This is a genomic window from Stenotrophomonas sp. SAM-B, assembly GCF_013387485.1.
In the GTDB taxonomy this organism is placed as follows: domain Bacteria; phylum Pseudomonadota; class Gammaproteobacteria; order Xanthomonadales; family Xanthomonadaceae; genus Stenotrophomonas; species Stenotrophomonas maltophilia_AA.
The window spans coordinates 177,574-200,061 of the sequence record NZ_JABBXB010000006.1 but is presented as its reverse complement, the minus strand read 5'-3'; the positions used below and the strand labels follow the sequence as shown (position 1 = coordinate 200,061).

At 68.6% G+C, this 22,488-nt stretch carries 18 protein-coding genes; 8 read left to right on the top strand and 10 right to left on the bottom strand.

What is annotated here, in order from left to right; genetic code table 11:
• Nucleotides 1-17: 17 nt before the first annotated feature.
• Entirely contained in the window at nucleotides 18-806 is a 789-nt protein-coding gene (locus tag HH110_RS14355) for a M48 family metallopeptidase (RefSeq protein WP_176990286.1), read from the top strand.
• A gap of 115 nt (nucleotides 807-921) precedes the next feature.
• Here the strand turns inward: HH110_RS14355 and HH110_RS14350 are convergent, their stop codons facing one another.
• The gene (locus tag HH110_RS14350; RefSeq protein WP_176990285.1) at nucleotides 922-1,794 is read right to left on the bottom strand and encodes a methylglyoxal synthase; all 873 of its coding nucleotides are present in this window, start codon (nucleotides 1,792-1,794) and stop codon (nucleotides 922-924) included.
• A 174-nt stretch (nucleotides 1,795-1,968) separates the two neighbouring features.
• Between HH110_RS14350 and HH110_RS14345 the strand changes: the two genes are divergently transcribed.
• Nucleotides 1,969-2,262, top strand: coding sequence for a hypothetical protein (locus HH110_RS14345; RefSeq protein WP_176990284.1), 294 nt, complete (start codon nucleotides 1,969-1,971; stop codon nucleotides 2,260-2,262).
• A gap of 6 nt (nucleotides 2,263-2,268) precedes the next feature.
• Here the strand turns inward: HH110_RS14345 and HH110_RS14340 are convergent, their stop codons facing one another.
• From HH110_RS14340 to HH110_RS14330, 3 genes are all read right to left on the bottom strand, one after another.
• A complete protein-coding gene (locus HH110_RS14340) occupies nucleotides 2,269-3,714 on the bottom strand; it encodes an FAD-dependent oxidoreductase (protein ID WP_176990283.1) in 1,446 nt (481 codons plus the stop codon).
• Nucleotides 3,715-3,769: 55 nt separating this feature from the next.
• Complete coding sequence (gltB, locus tag HH110_RS14335) at nucleotides 3,770-8,224, bottom strand: glutamate synthase large subunit (RefSeq protein ID WP_176990282.1); 4,455 nt, start codon at nucleotides 8,222-8,224, stop codon at nucleotides 3,770-3,772.
• A gap of 167 nt (nucleotides 8,225-8,391) precedes the next feature.
• Nucleotides 8,392-8,793 (bottom strand): I78 family peptidase inhibitor, encoded by a 402-nt coding sequence (locus HH110_RS14330; protein ID WP_176990281.1) that lies wholly within the window; start codon nucleotides 8,791-8,793, stop codon nucleotides 8,392-8,394.
• A gap of 134 nt (nucleotides 8,794-8,927) precedes the next feature.
• On the opposite strand from HH110_RS14330, the gene HH110_RS14325 reads away from it, so the two are divergent.
• Nucleotides 8,928-9,992 (top strand): DNA topoisomerase IB, encoded by a 1,065-nt coding sequence (locus tag HH110_RS14325; RefSeq protein WP_176990280.1) that lies wholly within the window; start codon nucleotides 8,928-8,930, stop codon nucleotides 9,990-9,992.
• A gap of 9 nt (nucleotides 9,993-10,001) precedes the next feature.
• Here HH110_RS14325 and HH110_RS14320 read toward each other — a convergent pair whose 3' ends face one another.
• Nucleotides 10,002-10,343: a hypothetical protein gene (locus tag HH110_RS14320; RefSeq protein ID WP_176990279.1), complete on the bottom strand. Its 342-nt coding sequence runs from the start codon at nucleotides 10,341-10,343 to the stop codon at nucleotides 10,002-10,004.
• Between the two features lie 206 nt (nucleotides 10,344-10,549).
• Between HH110_RS14320 and HH110_RS14315 the strand changes: the two genes are divergently transcribed.
• A complete protein-coding gene (locus HH110_RS14315; protein ID WP_176990278.1) occupies nucleotides 10,550-11,659 on the top strand; it encodes an SDR family oxidoreductase in 1,110 nt (369 codons plus the stop codon).
• On the opposite strand, the gene HH110_RS14310 is transcribed toward HH110_RS14315, so the two are convergent.
• Nucleotides 11,616-12,740: a serine hydrolase gene (locus HH110_RS14310; RefSeq protein ID WP_176990313.1), complete on the bottom strand. Its 1,125-nt coding sequence runs from the start codon at nucleotides 12,738-12,740 to the stop codon at nucleotides 11,616-11,618. The two genes, HH110_RS14315 and HH110_RS14310, sit on opposite strands and share 44 nt — an antisense overlap.
• 228 nt (nucleotides 12,741-12,968) lie before the next feature.
• On the opposite strand from HH110_RS14310, the gene HH110_RS14305 reads away from it, so the two are divergent.
• Both HH110_RS14305 and HH110_RS14300 read left to right on the top strand, forming a co-directional pair.
• Nucleotides 12,969-13,355 (top strand): BlaI/MecI/CopY family transcriptional regulator, encoded by a 387-nt coding sequence (locus HH110_RS14305; protein WP_070472651.1) that lies wholly within the window; start codon nucleotides 12,969-12,971, stop codon nucleotides 13,353-13,355.
• Nucleotides 13,356-13,370: 15 nt separating this feature from the next.
• Complete coding sequence (locus HH110_RS14300; protein WP_342589247.1) at nucleotides 13,371-15,236, top strand: M56 family metallopeptidase; 1,866 nt, start codon at nucleotides 13,371-13,373, stop codon at nucleotides 15,234-15,236.
• Between the two features lie 16 nt (nucleotides 15,237-15,252).
• On the opposite strand, the gene HH110_RS14295 is transcribed toward HH110_RS14300, so the two are convergent.
• Nucleotides 15,253-15,588 carry an I78 family peptidase inhibitor gene (locus HH110_RS14295; protein ID WP_176990276.1) on the bottom strand — a complete coding sequence of 112 codons (336 nt, stop codon included), beginning with the start codon at nucleotides 15,586-15,588 and terminating at the stop codon, nucleotides 15,253-15,255.
• Nucleotides 15,589-15,620: 32 nt separating this feature from the next.
• Between HH110_RS14295 and HH110_RS14290 the strand changes: the two genes are divergently transcribed.
• A complete protein-coding gene (locus tag HH110_RS14290; protein WP_176990275.1) occupies nucleotides 15,621-16,061 on the top strand; it encodes a hypothetical protein in 441 nt (146 codons plus the stop codon).
• Between the two features lie 13 nt (nucleotides 16,062-16,074).
• Here the strand turns inward: HH110_RS14290 and HH110_RS14285 are convergent, their stop codons facing one another.
• The gene (locus tag HH110_RS14285) at nucleotides 16,075-17,163 is read right to left on the bottom strand and encodes a ribonuclease H-like domain-containing protein (RefSeq protein WP_176990274.1); all 1,089 of its coding nucleotides are present in this window, start codon (nucleotides 17,161-17,163) and stop codon (nucleotides 16,075-16,077) included.
• Nucleotides 17,160-19,640 (bottom strand): DEAD/DEAH box helicase, encoded by a 2,481-nt coding sequence (locus HH110_RS14280; protein ID WP_176990273.1) that lies wholly within the window; start codon nucleotides 19,638-19,640, stop codon nucleotides 17,160-17,162. The genes HH110_RS14285 and HH110_RS14280 overlap by 4 nt, the downstream gene beginning before the upstream one ends.
• A gap of 187 nt (nucleotides 19,641-19,827) precedes the next feature.
• On the opposite strand from HH110_RS14280, the gene HH110_RS14275 reads away from it, so the two are divergent.
• A complete protein-coding gene (locus HH110_RS14275; protein ID WP_342589246.1) occupies nucleotides 19,828-20,292 on the top strand; it encodes a hypothetical protein in 465 nt (154 codons plus the stop codon).
• A 40-nt stretch (nucleotides 20,293-20,332) separates the two neighbouring features.
• On the opposite strand, the gene HH110_RS14270 is transcribed toward HH110_RS14275, so the two are convergent.
• Nucleotides 20,333-22,396 carry an IgaA/UmoB family intracellular growth attenuator gene (locus HH110_RS14270; protein WP_176990272.1) on the bottom strand — a complete coding sequence of 688 codons (2,064 nt, stop codon included), beginning with the start codon at nucleotides 22,394-22,396 and terminating at the stop codon, nucleotides 20,333-20,335.
• Nucleotides 22,397-22,488 lie beyond the last annotated feature (92 nt).

Sequence of the window (22,488 nt, the reverse complement as noted above, 5' to 3'; positions counted from 1 at the left end):
GGCGCTATGCTGTACCCATGTCCGGATTCCTCCGCCGCCTGATTTCGCCGGCTGTCAGCACGCTGCAGCGCGATACGGTACGGCTGCGCCTGGAGGATGCCGAGATCGATGTACTGCGCGTACGCGATCCGCGCGCGCGCCGGATCAAGCTCAGCGTCGATGAGCGCGGCGTGCGCCTGACCCTGCCACCGCGCGCGAGCCTGGTGATGGGCGAGCGCTTCCTAGAGCAGCACCGTGGCTGGTTGTCCGAACAGCTGCGCAGCTACCAGGCGACCAACCTGCCGCCGCCGCTGGTGATCGGCGAGGCGGGCGTGCTGCCGCTGCGCGGTGAGCTGCTGCCGCTGCGCTGGGAAGCCGGCCGCTATGCGCATATGGAGATCGACGCCGACGGCGCCTGCCTGCACTGGCCCAGCCGGGGCACCGACGCCACGCTGCGCCGTACCCTGCGCGAGTTCTACGAAGCACAGACCCGTGCCGATGTCGGCCAGTGGCTGCCGCGCTACCTGCCGGGCCTGCCCCGCGCACCGGCGCGGCTGCGGCTCAAGGTGATGTCCTCGCAATGGGGCTCACTGGCCCCGGACGGCAGCATGGCGCTGGATCTGGCCCTGGTGCTGGGGCGGCCGTCGGCGTTCGAGTACGTGCTGGTGCACGAGCTTTGCCACCTGATCCAAGCCAACCACTCGCCGGCCTTCTGGGCCGAGGTGGAGAAGCGTTTCCCGGCGTGGCACGCCGAGCGGGATTACTTCCAGCTCGAAGGGCGGCGGCTGAAGGCGATGCTGCGGCAGATGCTGACCCCGGCGGGGTAGAGCCGGCTGCTGCCACGCCCGCCACCGGTAGTGCCGGCCGCTGGCCGGCTCCCCATGAAACCCACCCGCGCGCGATTGCCGGCCAGCGGCCGGCACTACCGATGCGATGTTTCCGTCAGTTCCCCATCCGCAACGCCGCCGCCTGCGCCCAGCGGGCCGCCACCCGCGGCGCGGTGATGCACACGGCCTGATCGGTCACGGTGGTGACCGCGCGCTCGAGCAGCTGGATGTCGGCCTCGTGCTGGCGCGCCACGTGCGGATCCTCGAAGAAGATCGCCCGTTGGCAATGGCCTTCCAGCACGCGGTCGGCGATCTGCGCATCGCCGCCCATCGGGCCGCTCTGGTAGCGCATCACCCATTCCTCGCCCTGCGGCCAGCCGCGGCTCCAGGCCAGTTCGTTGAGGCGCTGGCCGGTGGTGCCGGTGCCGACCCGGCTGCGGAAGCGCGACAGCACCTCGAAGTGCTCGTCGGCGAAGGCCAGCATCGCCGGCTTCATCGCGTCATGCGCGATCAGCGCCAGCGTGTGCTGCGCGAAGGCGTGCAGGTCATCGGCGCCCGGGTCCGGGGCCAGGCCGGCGTGCAGGCGCTCCACCTCGACCCAGTCGCGCGCGGTGGCGACGGTGGAGATGAAGGGTTTGCCGTGGATCACGCACTGCCGCTTCAGCGCGGTCGCCTCCGGGAACACCGACGAGGGATCGACCGGGTCCATCAGGTAGATGGCGCCATCCAGGGTGCGCTCGGGCGTGCCCATGCCGACCACCTCGGCGACCAGCTTCATCAGCCCACCCTCGCGGCCGTTCGGGTAGCGCCGCAGCGGGGCGAAGTCCTGCAGGAAGCCCAGCCGCTGGATCGCATCGAAGGTGCGTCCGACCGCGTGCAGCTCCACGCCCAGTTCGCGCAGTCCGGTGTCGCTGGCGCGCAGCCAGCGGAACAGCGCGGCGTGCTTGTCGTGGTGGTGCAGGCGGTTCGCGGCCAGGCCGATGCGCATGGGAGCAGTCCAGAGGGAGACGCGGTCAGTGTATGTCGTTCAGATTGCAGCGGCGCTAGCGCCGAACGGTGATGACCGTCACGCGTCATCACGCATTTTCGTAATTGTTGCATGGTGTCCGGAGGGGGCCATATCCGACAGTAGAGGTCGCCCGTCAATCAGGAAACCCCTGGCATGACCCTCTCCCTTTCTGCCGCTGCCGCCTCGTCTCAGCCCGCTGTCGCGGATCAGGGCAGTCGCATCCGCGCGCTGGCAGCCGTGCTGCGTGACGCCCCGCAGGCCGATGCCGAGGTCCTGCTGGCCGGGCTGGCGCGCATGCTCGATGCGCATATCGGCCGCGGCCACGATGATCCGGCGAGCAACCGTCGCATCCGTGACCAGCTCGACAACATCGAGCTGCTGATGGCGCTGGAGATCGAGCGGGCCGGCGTGCGCCACACGCCGTCACCGCTGCCCGCTGCCGCGTAGGCGCGACTACGCCGAAAGCAGCTGCACGATGCTGCCGGCCGCATCGCGGCCCTCGGCCACGGCCGTCACCACCAGGTCCGCGCCGCGTACCGCATCGCCCCCGGCGAACAGGCGCGGATGGGCGGTCTGGAACGGCAGGCGGCCACTGCCACCGGCCACGATGCGGCCATTGGTGCCTGCCTCCACGCCCTGTCCGGTCAGCCAGGCCGGCGCAGTCGGCGAGAAGCCGAAGGCGATGATCACCACGTCCGCTTCCAGCAGCGATTCGCTGCCGGCGATCGGCACCGCATTGCGGCGGCCCTGTGCATCCGGTGCATCGAGCTGCGTTTCGACCACCATCACCCCGATCACTTCGTCATCCGCACCGGCCTCGATCGACAGCGGCTGGCGGTTGAACAGGAAGCGCACGCCTTCCTCGCGGGCATTGGCCACTTCGCGCGCCGAGCCGGGCATGTTGGCCTCGTCGCGGCGGTAGGCGCAGGTCACCTTGGCCGCGCCGAGCCGGATCGCGCTGCGCACGCAGTCCATGCCGGTATCGCCACCGCCCAGCACCACCACGCGCTTGCCCTCCAGGTCGGGCAGGGCGATCTGGTCTTCCCAGCCGGCGATCGGCCGGCCGTGGGCATCGCTGCCACTGACGATGCGGCTGTTCTGCACCAGGAACGGCAGCGCCGGCAGCACGCCCTTGAGGTCCTGGCCGAGCAGGCCACCGTCGGTATAGCGGTAGGCGCCGGTACCCACGAACACCGCGTCGTACTCGGCCAGCAGGTCCTCGATGCTCACATCGCGGCCGATCTCCACCCCGAGGCGGAACTGCACGCCCATGCCTTCGAGCACGTTGCGGCGGCGGCTGATCACCGATTTGTCCAGCTTGAAACTGGGGATGCCGAACTGCAGCAGCCCGCCGATCTGTTCGTAGCGGTCATACACCACGGCCTGGATGCCGGCATGCGCCAGCTTGTCGGCGCAGGCGAGCCCGGCCGGGCCGGCGCCGATCACCGCCACGCGCTTGCCGGTGGCTTCCACCGCGCTCATGTCCGGACGCCAGCCGGTGGCCAGCGCGGTATCGACGATGTACTTCTCGACCGCGCCGATGGTCACCGCGCCGAACTCCTCCAGCGTGCAGCTGCCTTCGCACAGGCGGTCCTGTGGACACACCCGGCCGCACACTTCCGGCAGCGGATTGGTCGAATGGCACAGCGTGGCCGCTTCGTGGATGCGGTTTTCCTGCACCAGCTGCAGCCACTGCGGGATGGCGTTGTGCACCGGGCACTTCCAGCTGCAGTACGGGTTGCCGCAATCCAGGCAGCGCCCCGCCTGGAACTGCGCGTCTTCCTTGCCGAACTTGCCGTACAGCTCGCCCCAGTCGCCGGAGGTGCGCAGTTCGACCGGGATGCGCTGCGGCATGGTCCGGGGCAGATCGAGGAACTGGAAAGCTTGCTTGCGGCTCATGGCTTGCTCGGGTTGTGTGGCGTTGCCGGCCAGCGGCCGGCACTACCGGGATGGATCACGCAGCGCGGCGCAGTGAGTCGGTCAGCGATTCGATGCTGGCGGCCTTGGGTTTGACCAGCCAGAACTTGCCGACGTAATCGCGGAACTCGTCGAGGATCTGCTGCGCCCAGATGCTGCCGGTCAGTTCGCGGTGGCGGCTGATCAGCGTATGCAGGTGCTGGCGATGGTTCTCGAAGCCCTCGGCCGAGATGCGGTGGATGTCGATCAGTTCGTGGTTGTAGCGGTCCACGAAATCGCGGTCGATATCCAGCACGTAGGCCAGCCCACCGGTGAAGCCGGCGCCGAAGTTCAGCCCGACCTTGCCCAGCACCAGCACGATGCCGTCGGTCATGTACTCGCAGCAGTGGTCACCGGCCCCTTCGATCACCGCCAGCGCGCCGGAGTTGCGCACGCCGAAGCGCTCGCCGGCACGGCCCGCGGCGAACAGCTCGCCACCGGTGGCGCCGTACAGGCAGGTGTTGCCGATGATCGCGGTGTTGCGCGCCTCGAAGCGTGCGCCACGCGGCGGACGCACGACCAGCCGGCCGCCGGCCATGCCCTTGCCGACGTAATCGTTGGCTTCGCCTTCGACCTCCAGCTGCAGGCCGCCCACGTTGAACGCGCCGAAGCTCTGCCCGGCCGTGCCACGGAAGCGCAGGGTCAGCGGTGCATCGGCCATGCCCTGGTTGCCATGCGTGCGCGCGATCTCGCCGGACAGACGGGTGCCGATCGAGCGGTCGGTGTTGTGGATCAGGAAGCGGTGTTCACCGCCCAGCTTGCCGGCGATGGCCGGGGCCAGCAGGCCGTCCATCTGCGTGGCCAGGCTGTCCGGCGATTCGTACAGACGCTGCGCGGCGCAGTGGCTGCCCGCGTAGTCGGCCGGGTGCAGCAGGCGCGACAGATCCACCTTGACGCCCGGTCGCGGTGAAACCTCCAGCTGTTGCAGCAGGTCGGTACGGCCGACGATCTCCTCCAGCGAGCGCACGCCCAGGTAGGACAGCCAGCCACGGACTTCCTCGGCCAGCAGGCGGAAGAAGTTCTCCACGCGCTCCGGCAGGCCGGTGAAGTACTGCGCACGCAGGCGCTCGTCCTGGGTGGCCACGCCGGTGGCGCAGTTGTTGAGGTGGCAGATGCGCAGGTACTTGCAGCCCAGCACGATCATCGGCGCGGTGCCGAAACCGAAGCTGTCCGCACCGAGCAGCGCGGCCTTGATCACGTCCAGGCCGGTCTTCAGGCCACCATCGGTCTGCAGCAGGGTGCGCCCACGCAGGTCGTTGGCGACCAGTGCCTGGTGCGATTCGGCCACGCCCAGCTCCCACGGCACGCCCGCATAGCGGATCGAGCTGACCGGGCTGGCACCGGTGCCGCCGTCATGGCCGGAGACGGTGATCAGATCGGCGCCGGCCTTGACCACGCCAGCGGCGATGGTGCCGACACCGGCATGGCTGACCAGCTTCACCGAGACCAGCGCGGTCGGGTTGACCTGCTTGAGGTCGTAGATCAGCTGGGCAAGGTCTTCGATCGAGTAGATGTCGTGGTGCGGCGGCGGCGAGATCAGGCCGATACCCGGCTTGGCGTACCGCAGCCGCGCGATCAGCTCGTTGACCTTGTGCCCGGGCAGCTGGCCGCCTTCGCCGGGCTTGGCGCCCTGGGCAACCTTGATCTGCAGCACTTCGGCGTTGACCAGGTACTCGGCGGTGACGCCGAAGCGGCCCGAAGCCACCTGCTTGATCTTGCTGCGCTTCTCGGTGCCGTAGCGCACCGGGTCTTCGCCGCCTTCGCCGGAATTGCTGCGGCCGCCAAGCCGGTTCATCGCGATCGCCAGCGCTTCGTGCGCTTCCGGCGACAACGCACCGAGGCTGATCGCGGCGGTGTCGAAGCGGCGGAACAGGTCTTCGGCCGGGGCCACTTCGTCCAGCGGCGTCGGCGTGGGCGCGGCCTTGAGCTGCAGCAGGTCGCGCAGCGCCGACACCGGTCGGCCGTGCACGGCCTCGCAGTAGCGCTGCCAGTCCGCGGCATCGCCGCTGCGCGCGGCGCGCTGCAGGGTCATGACCACGTCCGGGTTGTACATGTGGTACTCGCCGCCGTGCACGTACTTGAGCACGCCGCCGACATCCGGGCGCAGCAGATCATTCCAGGCGCGCACGGTGAGCTCGCGGGCCTCATCGTCCAGGCGCGCGAAGCCGACCCCGGCCACGCGCGAGGCGGTGTCCGGGAAGCACAGGTCGACCACCTCGTCATCCAGCCCGACGATCTCGAACAGCTGCGCGCCGCGGTAGCTGGCCACGGTACAGATGCCCATCTTGGAGATGATCTTGGACAGGCCCTTGTAGATGCCCTTGCGGTAGCGGCGCCCGATCTGCGACTGCTCGCCGCCCTTGCTCAGCTGCAGGATGCCGCGCCGGCCCAGGTCGAACAGGGTCTGGTAGGCCAGGTACGGGTACACCGCGGTGGCACCGAAGCCGAGCAGGCAGGCCATGTGGTGCGGATCGCGCGCGGTGCCGGTTTCCAGGATCAGGTTGACGTCGCAGCGCAGGCCCGCATTGGAGAGATGGTGATGCACCGCGCTGGTGGCCAGCAGGGCATGCACCATCGGGCGGTCGGCAACCGGGTAACGGTCGCTCAGCAGCAGCATGACGATGCCTTCGCGCGCGGCGGCTTCGGCTTCGGCGCAGATGCGCTCGATGCCGGCCTTCAGGCCTTCGTCCAGGCTGTAGGACAGATCGATCAGCCGGTTCTTGTCGGCGTACTGCTCCATCTTGATCAGCTGGCGCAGCTTGCGCTGGCTGAGTACCGGCGAATTGAGGATGACGTGGTTCACCGTCTCCGCACCGGCATGGAAGATGTTGGTCTCCTTGCCGAGCTGGGTGGACAGCGACATGACGCAGTCTTCGCGCAGCGGATCGATCGGCGGGTTGGTGACCTGCGCGAACGCCTGGCGGAAGTAATCGTAGAGCGGTCGGCTGTGCTGGCTCAGCACGGCCATGGGCGTGTCATCGCCCATCGAGCCGGTGGCTTCCTGCTCGGTCTCGGCCAGCGGACGCAGGATCTGCTCCACTTCCTCGGTGCTGAGCTGGAACAGCTTGTGATAGCTGCGCAGGGTGCGCTCGTCGAACGGCTCTTCCACCAGCGACGGATCGATCAGCTCGGTCTGCAGGTAGGTCACGCCCTGCTGCAGCCATTGCTTGTACGGGGCGCGGCCACGGTTGATGCGGTCGATGGCATCCGAGTCGAGCAGGTCGCCGCGCTTGAGGTCGATGGCCATCATCTCGCCCGGGCCGAGCTTGCCCTTGCGCACCACGCGCTCGGCCGGCACTTCCCACACGCCGGCTTCGGAGGCGACCAGGAAGTGGCGGTCGGAGGTCAGCATCCAGCGCGCCGGGCGCAGGCCGTTGCGGTCCAGCGTGCAGGCGGCATAGCGCCCGTCGCAGGCGACGATGCCGGCCGGGCCGTCCCAGGGCTCGCTGTTGAGCCCGTAGAACTCGTAGAACGCGGCCAGGTCGGGATCCTTGAACTCCAGCGACTGGGTCGCCGGCGGCACCAGGATGCGCAGCGCCTGGATCAGCTCCATGCCGGCGCTGACCATCAGCTCGAGCATGTTGTCCAGGCTCTGCGAGTCCGAGCCGTGCATGGAGATCACCGGATTGAATTCGCCGATGTCGAAGCGCGGGGTCTTCCACACCTTGCTGCGCGCCTGCGCCCACCGGCGGTTGCCCTCGATGGTGTTGATCTCGCCGTTGTGCGCCAGCATCCGGAACGGGTGCGCCAGCGGCCAGCGCGGCAGCGTGTTGGTCGAGAAGCGCTGATGGAACACGATCGCGCTGGAGGCCAGGTCGTTGCGCTGCAGGTCCACGTAGAAGCGGCTCAGCTTGTCCGGCAGCACCATGCCCTTGTAGCTGATCGCGTTCGGGCTGAGCGTGGCGACGTAGTAATCGGCGTGCTCGCCCAGCTGCTGTTCGCTGCGGCGGCGGGCCAGGAACAGGGCCAGGGTGAAGGCGGCCTCGTCCTGCGCGGCACCGGCATCGACGAACACCTGCTCGATGTGCGGCAGGGTGTCGCGCGCGAGCTGGCCGCAGACGCTGGGATCGGTGGGTACCACGCGCCAGCCGACCGGCTGGCAGCCGGCCTCGCGCAGCTGCTGTTCCAGCGTGTCGCGGCAGGCCTGTGCGGCAGCGGTGTCGTGCGGCAGGAACACCACGCCGGCGGCGAAGCGCGCACCCAGCGTGAGACCCGCTTCGGCGGCGAGTGCTTTGAGGAACACGTCGGGGCGGCGCAGCAACAGGCCGCAGCCGTCACCGGTGACACCGTCGGCAGCGACGCCGCCGCGGTGGGTCATGCGCGAGAGCGCGGCGATAGCCGTGTCGACCAGCAGTCGGGACGGCTGGTCGTCGAGCTGGGCGACCATGCCGAAACCACAGGCATCTCGCTCATCTTGCGGGTCGTAAAGCCCTTGGCGGTTGCGGGGGGCCATCTCTGCCTCAATGTCGGGTGAGCGGCGACACTCGTCCCCGCTCAATCCGTTGAGCGCATCTGGAGGCACCGGATGACTCGACTAGAGCATAGTTGCTGCAACGCCGCAATACACGGTTGCAGGCGCAACCAAACCCCTGTGTTTCAGGGGTTTTCCCCGTCGCCTGTTCAGCCGCAGCGGACGCCGGCCACCACGTTCTTGGCATCCACTTCGACGTTCAGGCGCTCGCCGATGAACTCCATCGTGGTCATGTCGTTCGGCTTGAGCACGCGCACGCTGGTGGCGCCGGCATCCTGCTGGGCCTGGCTGCCGAGCTCGTCGGTATAGGGCTGGCCGACCAGGCTCTGCACCTGGGTGGCATCGCAGCTGCCGACCGGCGGCGCTTCGGTCGCCTTGCCGGCTTCGTCGGTCGGCGCGGCGGCGGCTTCGGCCGCCTTCTGCGCATGGGTGGCGACGGCCTCCTGCTCGTCCATCGGCGGGGCGCTGCACGCACCGAGGACCAGCAGGGCGGGGAACAGGGCAATCAGCCCGAAAGAACGCCGCACGCGGCGGAACGACAGGGACGACATCGGTACTCCAGAAAGCGAGCCAGTAAACTCTGGAGGATATCGCCAAGCGCGGCGTGAGGTGTTTGTGTTGCGTTATTGACGCGGCGCCGCACCGGCAGCGGTAACACTGCGCTTCCCTGATCCGCGCCGCGTCCATGAGCCCGAGCCGCACCACGACCCCCGAAGCCGCCGCCGCCCGCCAGGCCGGCCTGCGTTATGTCAGCGATGAACTGCCCGGCATCGCCCGCCGCAAGGCCGGCAAGGGCTTCGCCTACCGCGACGCCGACGGTGCGGCGGTGCGCGATGCCGCCACGTTGGCCCGGATCCGCGCGCTGGCGATCCCGCCGGCGTACACCGATGTGTGGATCTGCGCGCTGCCCAACGGCCACCTGCAGGCGACCGGCCGCGACGCGCGCGGGCGCAAGCAATACCGCTACCACGCCGATTGGGCGCGGGTGAGGGGCGATGGCAAATTCGATCGCATCATTGCCTTTGGTACCGCCCTGCCCACGCTGCGTCGGCGCCTGCGCCGCGATCTGAAGCTGCCCGGCTTCCCGCGCGACAAAGTGCTGGCGATCGTGGTGGCGTTGCTGGCACAGACGCTGGTGCGCGTTGGCAATGAAGTCTATGCACGTGACAACCGCTCTTACGGGCTGACCACGCTACGTAACCGCCACCTCGCGCTGGTCAAGGGCGGCCGGGCGCAGATGCGCTTCCGGGGCAAGTCCGGCCAGGCGCATGAGGTGGACGTGGATGACCGCGAACTGGTCAAGCTCATCCGCAGCTGCCAGCAGCTGCCCGGGCAGGCGCTGTTCCAGTACCGCGATGACGAGGGCGCGGTGCAACCGGTGGACTCGGGCATGGTCAATGACTATCTGCATGATGCGATGGGCGAGGATTTCAGCGCCAAGGATTTCCGCACCTGGGGCGGAACGCTGGAGGCGATCCGTCAGCTTGCCGCGACCGAGCTGCCCGAACCCTCCAGTGAGCGCGCGCTGGCGGCATTGCAGAAGCAGGTGGTATGCGAGGTGGCCAACCTGCTGGGCAACACACCGTCGGTGTGCCGCAAGGCCTACATCGATCCTTGCGTATTCGATGGCTGGCGGGCCGGCTCATTGAAGGCGCTTGCCGGGCTGCGCGGCGACCGTCAGTGGGAACTGGCCACGCTGAAAGTACTCAAAGCCGCGCGGCGCACCGTCCGGCGCGCCCGCGCGGGATGAGCGCAGCGATCAGCCGCAGTAGATCGCGGTGATGTTGTTGGTGTTGCCGGTTTCAATGGTGAGCCGTTCGCCACCGCTTTCCGCCCCGGCGCTGGACGGCACCGCACCGCTGGCGGTCGGGCCGCTTTCCTGGCGCTGGCCCCGCAGCACGATGACCTCGAGGCTGTCGCTGTCCACGCGGGCCCGCTCCACGGTGGCCGCCGACGCGGCCAGCCCGGTGGCGCCGCGGACCTTGTCGACATGGCACTGGCCGGAAATCACGCCGTCGATCGGCTGGACCTGCGCGACAGGGGTGCTGCTGCAGGCGGAAAGAGCAAGGACGGCCACAGCCGCGGACAGGTAACGAAGCATGCGACGCACTCCATGGGAATTGCGCTCAGGGTGCATCGGTGCCCGTATGCGGCGCATGAATCCTCTACACGGTGTGGGCACGTTCCATTCACCATCCCTGGCCGCCGGGTTGACCATAGTGGGGCTGCGCACTCCAGAGCGGCACCGCCGCGGCGACATGCGCCCGCGTGAGATCCACGCATCTGATCCGGCAACAGGAGTCGAACATGGCCACGGCCAAACCCCGTAAGACCACCAAGACCCCCACGTCCCGCAAGGCGGCCCCGGCGGCCGACGCAACCGAACTGCGTACCCGTGCGCCGGTCGTGAAAACCGCGACCCGCAAGGCTGCCGCCACCGATCCGCGCGCTGCGCGCGTGGCGGCGCGCCAGCGTCGTCTGCAGGACCAGGAGAAGGCCAAGGACGCGCGTGCGGCGAAGAAGGCCGCCGCCTCCAGGACCAAGAAGGCTACCCAGGCCGGCACGCGCCGCCAGCCGGAAAAAATGCCGGCCGAGCAGCTGGCCAAACCGGGCAACGAACACGAGATGCAGCTGGCCCCGCGTTTCCTCGCGCCGGACTACCAGGGCAGCGGCAAGCTCAAGGGCAAGCGCGCGATCATCACCGGCGCCGACTCCGGCATCGGCCGCGCGGTGGCCGTGCTGTTCGCCCGCGAAGGGGCCGACGTCGCGGTGCTGCACCTGGATGAAAAGAAGGACGCGAAGATCACCCGCGAGCACGTCGAGAAGGAAGGCGGCCGCTGTCTGGTGATCGCCGGCGACGTACGCGACCCGGCCTTCTGCAACAAGGCGGTGAAGCAGGTGGTCAAGGCGTTCGGCGGGGTCGACATCCTGGTCAACAACGCCGCCTTCCAGCTGCACTGCGACCGCCTGGAAGACCTCGAGGACGACCATCTGCAGGAAACCCTGCAGACCAACATCGGCGGTTACATCCAGATGGCGCGCGCGGTGCTGCCGCATCTGGGCGAAGGCGCCAGCATCATCAATACCGGCTCGGAAACCGGCCTGTTCGGCAGCAAGTCGCTGGTGGACTACTCGGCCACCAAGGGCGCGATCCATGCCTTCACCAAGGCGCTGGCCAGCCAGCTGCTGCCGCGCGGCATCCGGGTCAATGCGGTCGCCCCGGGGCCGGTCTGGACGCCGCTCAATCCGGCCGACAAGAAAGCGCCCGACGTGGCCGAGTTCGGCCAGGACAGCGACATGGGCCGACCGGCGCAGCCGGAAGAACTGTCGCCGGCCTATGTATTCCTCGCCTCGCCGATCACTGCGAGTTACATCAGCGGTGTGATCCTGCCAGTGATGGGCGGGCCGCGCGGCTGACCGTCGGCACCGGCGCGTCCACGCCGTAAAGCGCGGCGATCTGCGGAATGAAGTTCTGCGGGTTGGCCCCGACCAGGTTGGTCAGCACCACGATGGCCAGCCCCTGGTCGGGGTAGACGATGAAGGCCGAGCGCGCGCCACCCATGCCGGCCACCTGGCGTTGCGGGGCGCCCTGCAACACCGCCCAGCCGTCTCCCCAGGCGCCCTCGCTGCCATCGTTGAGCCGTTCCGGCCTCCACATCCTGCGGGTACTGGCCGCGTTGATCAGGCGGTTGCCGGACAACGCGACCAGCCACTGCGCGACGTCATCGGCGGTGGTCAGCATGCCGCCGCCGGCCCATAGCCCGGGCGTCATGTCGTAGAACCAGTGCGAGAGACGTGGCGCGGCGTCCGGCGCATCGGTGCGGCGCGGGAACCAGCTGTAGATCGTGGCGCTGTTGGCGATCAGGTCGTAGCTGTCGCCGAACGTCGTGGACGGCATCCCGGCGACATCGAACTGACGCGTGGCCACGTAGCGGTCGTACGGCATGGACGACTGCGCGGCGATGATCCGTGCCAGCAGCACGTAGTTGGTCTGGTTGTACGTGAAGCGCGCGCCGGGGGCGGCCTCCACCGGCAGCCGGGTCACCGCCGCCCAGGCCGCCTGCTCGCTGCCTCCGCCGAGCAGTCCCTGCGCATCGAGGATGTCCGGCAGCCCGGAGGTGTGCGCCAGCAGCTGGCGGACCCGAACGCCGCGCCATGCCTCGGGCAGATCGGCGAGGTAGGTCGAGATCGGCGCATCCAGGTTCACCTTGCCCGCCTCGGCCAGCTGCATCATCGCCACCCCGGTGAACGACTTCGTCGCCGAGTTGAGCGGGAAACGCGTCGTGCGCGTGGCCGGCAGCCCGTTTTCGACGTTGGCCAGCCCGTGGCTTTCCGAGAGCACTACCTTCCCGTCCTGGATCACGGCGATCTGCAGGCCGGGAATGCGCAGGGCATCCATGGTCCGGCCGATGAACTGCCGGGTCTGCTGGTTGGCCGTGTCCACATTGCCGGCTCGCGCCTGTGCGCCCAGCGGGAACAGCAGGGCGGCCATCAAGATCACGCGGTACGTGGAGCGCATGCAGCAGGTCCTTGGCGAAGGTAACGCGGCGCCGGGGCGGGATGCCGCAGCTCGAAGGCTTGGATGCGGGCCGCGGCGAAAAGGTTTAAGGCCGCCGGCAGGGCGCTCGCGCTCGGCCTACCGTTCGTCGGCACCGACCGTCCGGCACTTGACGACACCTGTAGTCACTGGCACGGTGGCGACACGTGTAGTCATAGGGAGTGCGCCATGCGCGGCAAGACCATCGGGGACCAGGAGCTGGCCCTGCTGCAGTACATCGCGGAACAGGACCGTCCAAGCGTCGGCGAAGTCGCCGCCGGGTTCGGCGAGCAGCGCGGGCTGGCACGGTCCACCGTGCTGACCATGATGGAGCGCCTGCGCGCCAAGTCGTACCTGAGCCGCAAGCAGGTGGACGGCGTGTACCGCTATGCCACCACCAGCGGCCAGGACAGCGTGGTGCAGGGCGCGGTGGCCAGCTTCGTGGAGAAGACGCTGCAGGGCTCGGTCTCGCCGTTCGTAGCGTTCATGTCGCACAAGGTCGACGTCAGCGATCAGGAGCTGGCCGAGCTGGAAGCGCTGGTCGCACAGTTGCAGTCACGCAAGCGGGAGGGCTGAGCCATGGACATGATGATGAGCGAACTGCTGATGCGGCTGGGCTGGACCAGCGTGCAGAGTGCGGTGCTGGTGGCGCTGGTGTGGGGCGTATGCCGCCTGCTGCCGCAGCTGCCCTCCGCCACCCGCTGCCGGCTGTGGTGGCTGGTGGCGGCGCAGGCGGTGCTGGGCCTGTTCTGGAGCAGCCCGCTGGAACTGGCGGTGCTGCCTGCACCCGCCGCGCTGACTGCGCCGACCGCCCCGGTGACGGCACTGCCTGCGTTCGATGCGGCCGTGCAGGCCGCGCCGGTCATCCATGCAGCGAGCGCGGCCGAGACGGCGACGATGGCAGTGTCCTGGCCGTCGCTGCTGCTGGCCCTGTGGGCCGCCGGCGTGCTCCTGATGCTGGTGCACAGCCTGCGTGGCTACCGCGCCAGCCGCGCGCTGGTGCGCGGTGCCACCGAGTGCACCGACGCCGGTCTGCAGCAGGCCCTGCAGCTCGCTGCCGAAGCGCATGGCCTGCGTCGCGCGCCGCGCCTGAAGCTCTCCGCACAGATCCGCTCGCCGCAGTTGATCGGCCCGTGGCGACCCGTGCTGCTGCTGCCAGCGCGTGAACTGCCGGCGATGTCGGCCGATGACCTGGACATGGCGCTGACCCATGAGCTGATCCATCTGCAGCGCCGCGACCTGTGGTGGGGCCTGCTGCCGGCACTGTCGCAGCATCTTTTCTTCTTCCATCCGCTGGTCCACCTGGCCGCGCGTGAATACGCCCTGGCCCGCGAAGAAGCCTGCGATGGTGCGGTGGTGGCCGGCCACGGGCATTGCCGGCATGGCTATGGCCGGTTGCTGGTGCAGCTGGGTGTCGCGCCGCGTCCCGCCGTGGGCGTGGCGAGCGCCTCGCCGAACCTGCGCAGCCTCAAGCGCCGCCTGTTGACCCTGCAGCAGACCCGCAGCTTCCCGCGCGTGGCCTCGCTGGCGATCACCGCGCTGTTCGTGGTCGTCGGCGTGGCGCCGCTGCGGTTGGTGGCTGCGCCGCCGCCGCCGGCGCTCCCGGCCCCGACTGCACCGAACGTACCCACGCCGTTGCCTGCGCGCGCCCCCCGTCCGGCACCCGCCCCGGTCCCCGCGCCGGAGCCGATGCCCGCACCGGAGCCGATGCCCGCACCGGAGCCCATGCCGGCCCCGGAACCGCCGGCCGCCCCCGCCGCCCCGCGTGCGCCGGAACCGCCGAAGGATCTGGATGACGGGATGTCCTTCGTCACCCATGGCAAGCTCAACATCCGCCAGCAACCCGCCCAGGCGTTCGTGCTGATGGGGCAGGACGACAACTTCGTCGATGCCTCGGTGGCCGATCTCAAGCAGGCGCGCCGCGACGCGGGCGGTGACGAACCGGCGCTGTGGGTACGTCGTGGCCAGGCGCGCTATCTCATCCGCGATCCCGCCGTCCTCAGCCAGCTCAGCCGCAGTCAGTCCGACGTGGCGGCCTTGGGCAACGCGCAGGCCGAGCTGGGCAACCGCCAGGCGGCGATCGGCCAGCAGCTGGCCAAGGTCTCGATGCAGGTCACCGCCGACGCGCTGGCCGCGGTGGATGTCGCGGCGGTGGTCAACCACGCGACGCGCCAAGTGGGACTGGATGCGGCCGCCGAGGCCAACCAGGCCGCGCGCCAGTCACGTGCGGCTGCCGCCGGTGCCAGTCAGGCAGCGCGCGAAGCGCGTACCGCCGCGGCCAAGGCGGTGGACGCCCGTCAGATCACCCTGGTCGCGCGCGAGCAGGCCGAGCTGGGCCGGGAGCAGGCGCGCCTGGCGCAGCAGCAGAGCCTGGCCTCGGCCCGCGCCGTGCGGGAAGTACGCACGGCCATCGATCAGGCGCTGGCCAGCGGCAAGGCCCAGCGCCTGCGCGACTGACCTGCAGGAAGCCTCCTCAACCGCAGTTGGCGCGCACGATCCTGTTCTGCGCGTCCACTTCGATGCTGAGCCGGTCTTCGCGGTAATCCATGGTCATCGCCATGCCCGGCTTGAGCACGCGGGCGTTGCGGGCACCGCTGTCCTTCACTGCTTTCTGGATCACCGCCTCGGTGGCGGTCTGCCCGGTCAGGCCGGTGAGCTTTTCCGGATCGCACTGGCCGCCACTGCCGGCCACCGCGGGCGGCGCGGTCGAGGTCGGGCTGTCAGCGGGTGTTCCCGCCGTCTTGCCGGGATGACTGCAGGCGGCCAGCGGCAGGGCGCAGCCCAGGGCGAACAGAAGGTTCAGACGCATGTGGTGGTCCTCCCACGGAGAGTGCGTGCAGTGTGGAACACGCCTACTTCACGCCGCGTCAAGACATGACGCACCACCTGCCGTCATTATTGGCGGCGTACCTCTCGGGAAGCCATCAGCCACCCTTCAGCAGGCAGCGCCTGCGAGCAAGGTTTGATTTGTCGGAGAAAACAATGAGCGCACCTGATATCACGTGGTTCAGGGGCAGTATTCATCCCCATTTGACGGGATTCAACATTACCTACACAGACGAAGGGCGCGGGGACTTCGGAGAGCTGCAGAGAGCGAGTGTTGAAGGAAACAATAAATTCGCGACGATAGATTTCTGGTCCAGCGGCTGGACGTCCGTGGACATTTTTGACTGTCAGGAGGACGCGCAAACCATGAATGAGATGATTCCTCCGGCGGAGGCCCATCGCGTGAATGAACTTCTGTCCCTGATGATTGATCGACTGCGTGCCGGACTGAGCTGATCCTGCGTTTCCCTCAGGGGGACGGCGAGGACAAAGCCAACGTCTCCCGGTCGCGCTGCTCCTCGGCCACCAGCCGCCGCATCAGCAGCGCCAAGGTCACCACGTCCTGGTGGTTGTGCTCGGCCACCCGGCGCAGGTTCACCGCGCTGCCGCCCCGGAGGTAATTCAGCCACGCCGCAGGGGCTTCGGAGCCGGGCAGATCGTCTTCGCGCACGATCTGCAGGAGCTGGCGCTCGATCGTGGCCAGCCGGCAGTTCTCCCAGGTGCCGCGATAGCGGCGGCGGGTCGGGAACAGCAGGTCGACGTGATCCAGCGGCGTGATCGGGCAGCGCTGCCGCGCCAGGCGATAGCGCGTCTTCAGCAGCGGGGCGTCGTAGCAGCGCCCGTTGTAGCTGGAGAACACCGTGCCCGGCTGCAGCCAGCCGGCGAACTCGCGCAGCATCGCGGCTTCCGCGGCCATCGTCGTCATCAGCAGCTGGCGGATGCGCAGGCCGTCGCCACGTTCGGGATGGATGTGCCAGTCCGCCGCGCCGATCATGAAGGCGCGTGTACCGGTGCCGCCGGCCAGGCCGGTGGTCTCGGTGTCGAAGAACAACAGATCCCGCGGCTGCACCTGCTCGCCCTCGCGTTTGGCGAAGGCCAGCGACAGCGGTTCGGTGGGGATCGCCTGCGCGACGAACGATTCGATCAGGAACAGCCCCGGCGCGATTTCCTCGCCCGGCACGTGGCGATCCGCGGCGTTCTCGCGCGGCTTGGCGGTGCTGATGCCACGATCGCGCAGGCCAAGCAGGCGGCGCAGGCCACCGATCTCGGGTCTGCGCAGCGCGGGTGCGGGGACAGGAACAGCGGGAACCGCCGGTGCGGTCTCGCGTGCGGCGGCGCCGGTCGGTTTGTGGCGGATCTCCTGCTCGACCCAGCCGAAAACGGAGGCAGGCGCAGGCGTGCGCGCACGCGCGTCGTTGGCGGCGGCCGGAAGCGGGGCTGCGGGTTCGGTGGGATGTGCCGACCAACGGTCGGCACCTACCGGGTTTTCAGGCGCCGCCGCCGTCGCATCACCGGCCTGCCGGCGCAGCAGGCGCAGCTTGTCCAGGCTCAGGCTCACGGGGCGACCACTTCGGCATGCTGGCGCTCACGTTCGGCCGCGGACGGCAGCGCGGCACTGTCGAACAGGTCCAGTACCTTCAACGCCAGCGCCTTCGGCGTGGTGGCATCGTCTTCCTGGCCGGCCAGCACCGGGCCGACGCAGGCCGGGCAGCCGGCCTTGCAGTCGCAGCCCTGCACCAGTTCACGCGCGCGCAGCAGCAGCTCGGCCTGGCGCACCCACAGCGGCTCGCTCAGGCCCACGCCGCCGGGGAAGTTGTCGTACAGATAGACCGTGGGCACGAACTGCTGCTGCAGCTCGATCGCGCTGGCGTCGAACTCGGCGCCGCGCAGCTGCCCGCGGCCGCTCTGGTCGGCCACCGCGAACCACGTACCGTCACCATTGCCGACCGCCTTCTGCAGATCGCGCGCATCGGCCATCACCGCGACGGTGGCGACGATATGCAGCGCGTAGGCGGCGCCGAGGAAACCATCCAGCGCTTCCTGCTTGCTGTCGAACGCGGTCAGCAGCAGCGCCTGCGGCAACTGCCACCACACCGCCGTGGTGTGCAGCTCCTGGTCGGGCAGGTTGACCGGGCCGTAGCCGATGTTTTCGTGGGTGTAGTAGCGGATCTTCTTGTAGCCGGCCACGCGGCGCACCACGTGCACCTCGCCATGGTGGGAATCGCCGCGCCCGGCGATGCAGCCATCGAAACGGTCCAGCACCTTGAGCTTGGTGAAGTCGATGCTGTCGGTGTAGTAGTCCACATGCGTGCGGGTGACATAGGCCTTGCGGCCTTCCCAGTCCAGCCGCTCCACCTGGTAGGGCGTGGACTGCACCATGTGGATGGCGCCTTCGTACAGCGTCAGCGCGGCGGCGGAATAATCCACCTCGGCGATGATCTGCTGCTTGCCGTCGCTGCGGTCCACCACCACGAAGTTGCCATCGGCGACCGAGCGCAGGCTGACCGCATTGGCCGGGTAGCTGTCGGCGATCCACTCCCAGCGGTCGCCTTCGCGATGTACGACCTCGGTTTCGGCCAGGGCTTCCAGGAACACCAGCGGATCGATCGGGCCGAACGGATCGCCGGCCAGGAACGGCAGCTCGAAGGCGGCGCAGCGGATGTGGTCGAACAGGATCAGCGGCTGGTCCGGCGCGATGCGCGCATGCTCGGGCGACGCCTCGGCGAAGAAGTCCGGATGCCGCACCACGTACTGGTCCAGCGGCTGCGAGCTGGCCACCATCACGCCCAGCGCGGGCTGCTGGCGGCGACCCGCACGGCCGAAGCGCTGCCAGGTCGCGGCGACGCTGCCCGGGTAGCCGTTGAGGATGACCACGTCCAGGCTGCCGATATCCACGCCCAGCTCCAGCGCCGAGGTGCTGACGATGCCGTCGATCTGCCCCGCGCGCATGGCGCGTTCGGTCTCACGGCGCTCGGTGGGGAGGTAGCCGCCCCGGTAGGCACGGATGCGCGCCGGCTTGCGCGGGTCGTGGTCGAAGATGTCCTTGAGGTACTTGGTCAGCACTTCGACCATCAGCCGGCTCTGCGCGAAGATCAGGGTCTTCAGCCCGGATTTGATCGCGATGCGGGCGATGCGGTTGCTCTGCGAACGCGCCGAAGCGCGCAGGCCGAGATCGGCGTTGACCACCGGCGGGTTCCACAGCAATACATGCTTCGGCCCGCTGGGCGCGCCGGACTCGGTGATCGCCGTCACCGGCGCTTCGATCAGCGCCTCGGCATGCGCCTGCGGGTTGCCGATGGTCGCCGAGCACAGGATGAACTGCGGTTCCGCGCCATAGAACGCGCAGATCCGCTTGAGCCGGCGCAGCACGTTGGTGACGTGGCTGCCGAACACGCCGCGGTAGGTGTGCACTTCATCGATGACCACGTAGCGCAGGTTCTCGAAGAACTGCGCCCACTTGGTGTGATGCGGCAGGATCGCCTGGTGCAGCATGTCCGGGTTGGAGACCACGATGTCGCCGTGCAGGCGGATCGCCTGGCGCGCATCGCCCGGCGTATCCCCATCGAAGGTGAAGGCTTTCACGCCCAGATCGCCGGCGCGGTTGAGTTCCAGCAGCTCGGCGACCTGGTCCTGGGCCAGCGCCTTGGTCGGGAACAGGTACAGCGCCTTGGCCTTGCCCTGCATCGCCGCGCTGACCACCGGCAGGGTGTAGCACAGCGACTTGCCGCTGGCGGTCGGGGTCACGATCGCCACGTGCTCGCCGCGCTGGCTGGCCTCCCAGGCCTGCGCCTGGTGGCTGTAGAGCTGCTCGATGCCACGCGCCTTCAGCGCCTGGACCAGGGCGTCGGGCACATCGGCCGGGATCGGCGCGTACTGGCCCTCGCGGGCCGGAATCGTGAAGCTGCCGGTGATGCGGTCGTTGTAGCGGCGCTGCAGGCGCGCGGTCAGCAGCGCGCCATCGCGCGAGGGCAGCCCATCGGTGGTGGCGAGGCGGCGCTCGGCGTCTTCAGTGCGCTTGGCGAGTTCGTAAGCCATGGTCACAACGGTCTGCAAAGGACGCCATGGAAACATGACCGCGTCTCAACGTCTGAGACATCGGGGTGCGCGCGGGTGAATGGTTCAGTGCATGCCGGCGTCGCCTGGACAGCTGCCATCAACGAAATCTGACACCGGCCTCCGTATCCTTGAGATCAGCCCGCAACCAAACACGGATGGAGTCGCTGTGGCATTACGTGGACATCAAGGCGCCGCGCTGCTGGCCGGCCTGCTGCTGGGTGCCGCCGCACAGGCCCAGCAGGCCGCCGCACCCGAGCCGGTGGAGCCACCGCCCGCGACAGCGCAGGGGGAGGTCACCACGCTGGGCGAGGTGCGTGCGCTCAAGCCCGACGACGAACCGCTGGATCTGTACCGCTTCAAGAATCCGGTGCAGGTGCAGCCCAATCGCTTCAGCCGCACCTGGAGCGAGCCGCCGTCGCCCGAGCAGGTCAGCATGAGTGGCGGTTATCTGATGATGGGCATCAACCAGGGATTGGCCAAGGCGGCGCAGGGCGTGAGCAAGCTCACTGGCGGGCCCGCGCAGATCCAGTCCGCGACCGCCCGCCCTCCGCCGGAACTCACCGAGGAAGAACAGCGTCGCGCCATGGAGGTGTGTGCGCAGCAGGGTGGGTGCCCGACGCCACTGCCGTAGCGTTGAACGCGCCCAGCAGGGCCTGGCCTCTCACCACCGTTCATTCCCGCTCCCACCCGCCGGGCGGGCGGCGACTGGCAATGTCCTCGGCGAGCGCTGCGGAACGCTCCAGCGCCGGCGAGGTGCGGAGAATCAACCACCGACCGTGCCAGCAGACCAGCAGCAAGGCCAGGATCCACCACACCGTATGGATCAGCCCGGCGATGCCCAGGTTGGACGGCACGGCAGGGTCGATGGTCAGGTACAGGTTTCGCCCGTCGTCAACGCGCTCGATGATCTGTCCGGATAGCACGACGGTACGTGGCCGGGATAGTTCCATTCGCGTCCGTTCCCAGCGTTCATGTGCCGATTCACGGGCGCGCAGCGCGTCGTACGCCGAAGTACCGCGCACGAGCACCACGCCTGGAAGCCGTGCCTCCTGCAGCGCAGGCACCAGCGCCTTCAACTGTGCCTGCACGTACTGGTCCACCCGGCCTTGAATCAGTCCGCGCAGCAGCTCCAGCTCGCGCTCTTCCACCCGCAGGGGCGTGTCACGTGCGCCGCTCGCGGTCAGGCGGACCAGGTCCGACCACGCCAGGGTTGCATCGCTCCCGGTCCCGGCGGGAACAAAGGCCCAAGGCATGTCCAGCAGCGCGTTGTACACAGCGTCGCAGTCCGGCAGCCCTTCGGTGCATGCACGATCGACAAGCTCGACCAACGGGGACAACCCTTCGACCATCAGCCAACGGGGTATCAGCACGGTGCTGATGATCCGTGCGACGGGGTCGTTTGCTTGTTGACGCTCCGGGACCGAGCGGTACGGATCCGCGTGGGTGTCAAGCCGCGGGCCGACCTCCAAAGCGCCAATTGCAGGAGGCAGCCTTATCTGTGGGACGTCCATGGGTGTGGCGTCCCAGCGCAACCGGCTGCAGTCGCTGTGCGGCACTGCCTCCATATCGCCTTCATGGCCGGTCAACACGCAATAGCCGTGGGCGCGAACGTGGAGATGATCACCCGGTTCAGGGGCGCGGTTCACCAATGTCGCGGGGACGACGTCATCGCGCGATTCGCTGCCCGAAAACAACCACGCGGCGCGCCGGACGTCGTCCAGTGGGCCATGCCCGCTCAGCAACGCCCAGACCATCGCCAGCATCGCGGCACCGAAGAGAACAGCAAGGCGGGCCCAGCCCGTGACTGGAAAGCGCCGTTGCTCATCGACCCGCGACCAGTCGCAGCCAATCGACAAGGTCTTGCCGTCGACCAGGCAAATCTCTGCTTCAAGCCATTGGCCCGACACCAGCCTCTTCGAGTTGCGCCATTCGAAGGGCAGGTCCAGGCGTCGATCACTGCCGATCAGCAGATGGGTCTCGGCAACTGCGGCGTTCCCGGGGTTGGGCAGTGTCAGCACGTGGAAGACGCCACGGACCCGCTGCACCCGGCCCGGCGTGGCGCCCTTCGCGGCGGGGCGCCGGATCAAGGCCACCGCTACGGCGAGCAGAACCAGGCCGGCAGCCAGACCCACCCAGCTCATGCGGCCGATGTCGAACGTGGCGATCCACCAGACCAGGCAGGCCGACATACCCGCCGCGAGGCACGGCCATAGCGTCGCCCAGCTGCGGCGAAGCGCAACTTCCTCGGTAGTCTCATTCCGCTCCAGGAGCACCTGCGCGGGGGAAGGAAAAGGCAGGACGGTTGGTACCGTGCCTACATCCCCGAGCAGGTCAGCCTGCTCTTGAAGGGCGCGTGCGTATCCCTCCGGCAGGTGGAAGGCATTCACGCGTACGACGATGACGCTTTCGCCACAAATCACCACCTCCATGTCGTTATGTGCGCCAAGGTGGTCCCGCGCATCGAACGGCAACACGACCTCCACGCCTTCGATCAGGTCGTGCGCCGCCATCCCGCCGCGGAACCAGAGGTGGGCCTGGCGGTAGGCACCGGAGAGCCGTTTTACGCCTCCTTCTACGGATTGACCCAGCGAGGCCTGCACCGGTGACAGTGCCGCCTGTTCGTCAGCCTCGAGCGAACGATGGTCAGGCTGGGCGCGAAGGTGCAAAAGCGCGTTGCGGCTGGACGCACGCATCCACAGGTAGCGACCGGGTCCCAGTACGAACGCGGCGACCATGATCACCAAGAGAGGAACTGACACGGGCACGCACCGGGGAACAGGAAACCGCGCAGACTGTGGGGTGGCCAGGGGAACGGCAAGCGTATGTG

What these genes read in the sequence shown, in the direction of transcription:
- HH110_RS14355 (WP_176990286.1), top strand. Translation starts at nt 18, where the DNA reads ATGTCCGGATTCCTCCGCCGCCTGATTTCGCCGGCTGTCAGCACGCTG.
- HH110_RS14350 (WP_176990285.1), bottom strand. Translation starts at nt 1,794, where the DNA reads ATGCGCATCGGCCTGGCCGCGAACCGCCTGCACCACCACGACAAGCAC.
- HH110_RS14325 (WP_176990280.1), top strand. Translation starts at nt 8,928, where the DNA reads ATGAGCCCGAGCCGCACCACGACCCCCGAAGCCGCCGCCGCCCGCCAG.
- HH110_RS14270 (WP_176990272.1), bottom strand. Translation starts at nt 22,396, where the DNA reads ATGGTCGCCGCGTTCGTACTGGGACCCGGTCGCTACCTGTGGATGCGT.
- HH110_RS14320 (WP_176990279.1), bottom strand. Translation starts at nt 10,343, where the DNA reads ATGCTTCGTTACCTGTCCGCGGCTGTGGCCGTCCTTGCTCTTTCCGCC.
- HH110_RS14340 (WP_176990283.1), bottom strand. Translation starts at nt 3,714, where the DNA reads ATGAGCCGCAAGCAAGCTTTCCAGTTCCTCGATCTGCCCCGGACCATG.
- HH110_RS14315 (WP_176990278.1), top strand. Translation starts at nt 10,550, where the DNA reads ATGGCCACGGCCAAACCCCGTAAGACCACCAAGACCCCCACGTCCCGC.
- HH110_RS14305 (WP_070472651.1), top strand. Translation starts at nt 12,969, where the DNA reads ATGCGCGGCAAGACCATCGGGGACCAGGAGCTGGCCCTGCTGCAGTAC.
- gltB (WP_176990282.1), bottom strand. Translation starts at nt 8,224, where the DNA reads ATGGCCCCCCGCAACCGCCAAGGGCTTTACGACCCGCAAGATGAGCGA.
- HH110_RS14280 (WP_176990273.1), bottom strand. Translation starts at nt 19,640, where the DNA reads ATGGCTTACGAACTCGCCAAGCGCACTGAAGACGCCGAGCGCCGCCTC.
- HH110_RS14345 (WP_176990284.1), top strand. Translation starts at nt 1,969, where the DNA reads ATGACCCTCTCCCTTTCTGCCGCTGCCGCCTCGTCTCAGCCCGCTGTC.
- HH110_RS14300 (WP_342589247.1), top strand. Translation starts at nt 13,371, where the DNA reads ATGAGCGAACTGCTGATGCGGCTGGGCTGGACCAGCGTGCAGAGTGCG.
- HH110_RS14330 (WP_176990281.1), bottom strand. Translation starts at nt 8,793, where the DNA reads ATGTCGTCCCTGTCGTTCCGCCGCGTGCGGCGTTCTTTCGGGCTGATT.
- HH110_RS14295 (WP_176990276.1), bottom strand. Translation starts at nt 15,588, where the DNA reads ATGCGTCTGAACCTTCTGTTCGCCCTGGGCTGCGCCCTGCCGCTGGCC.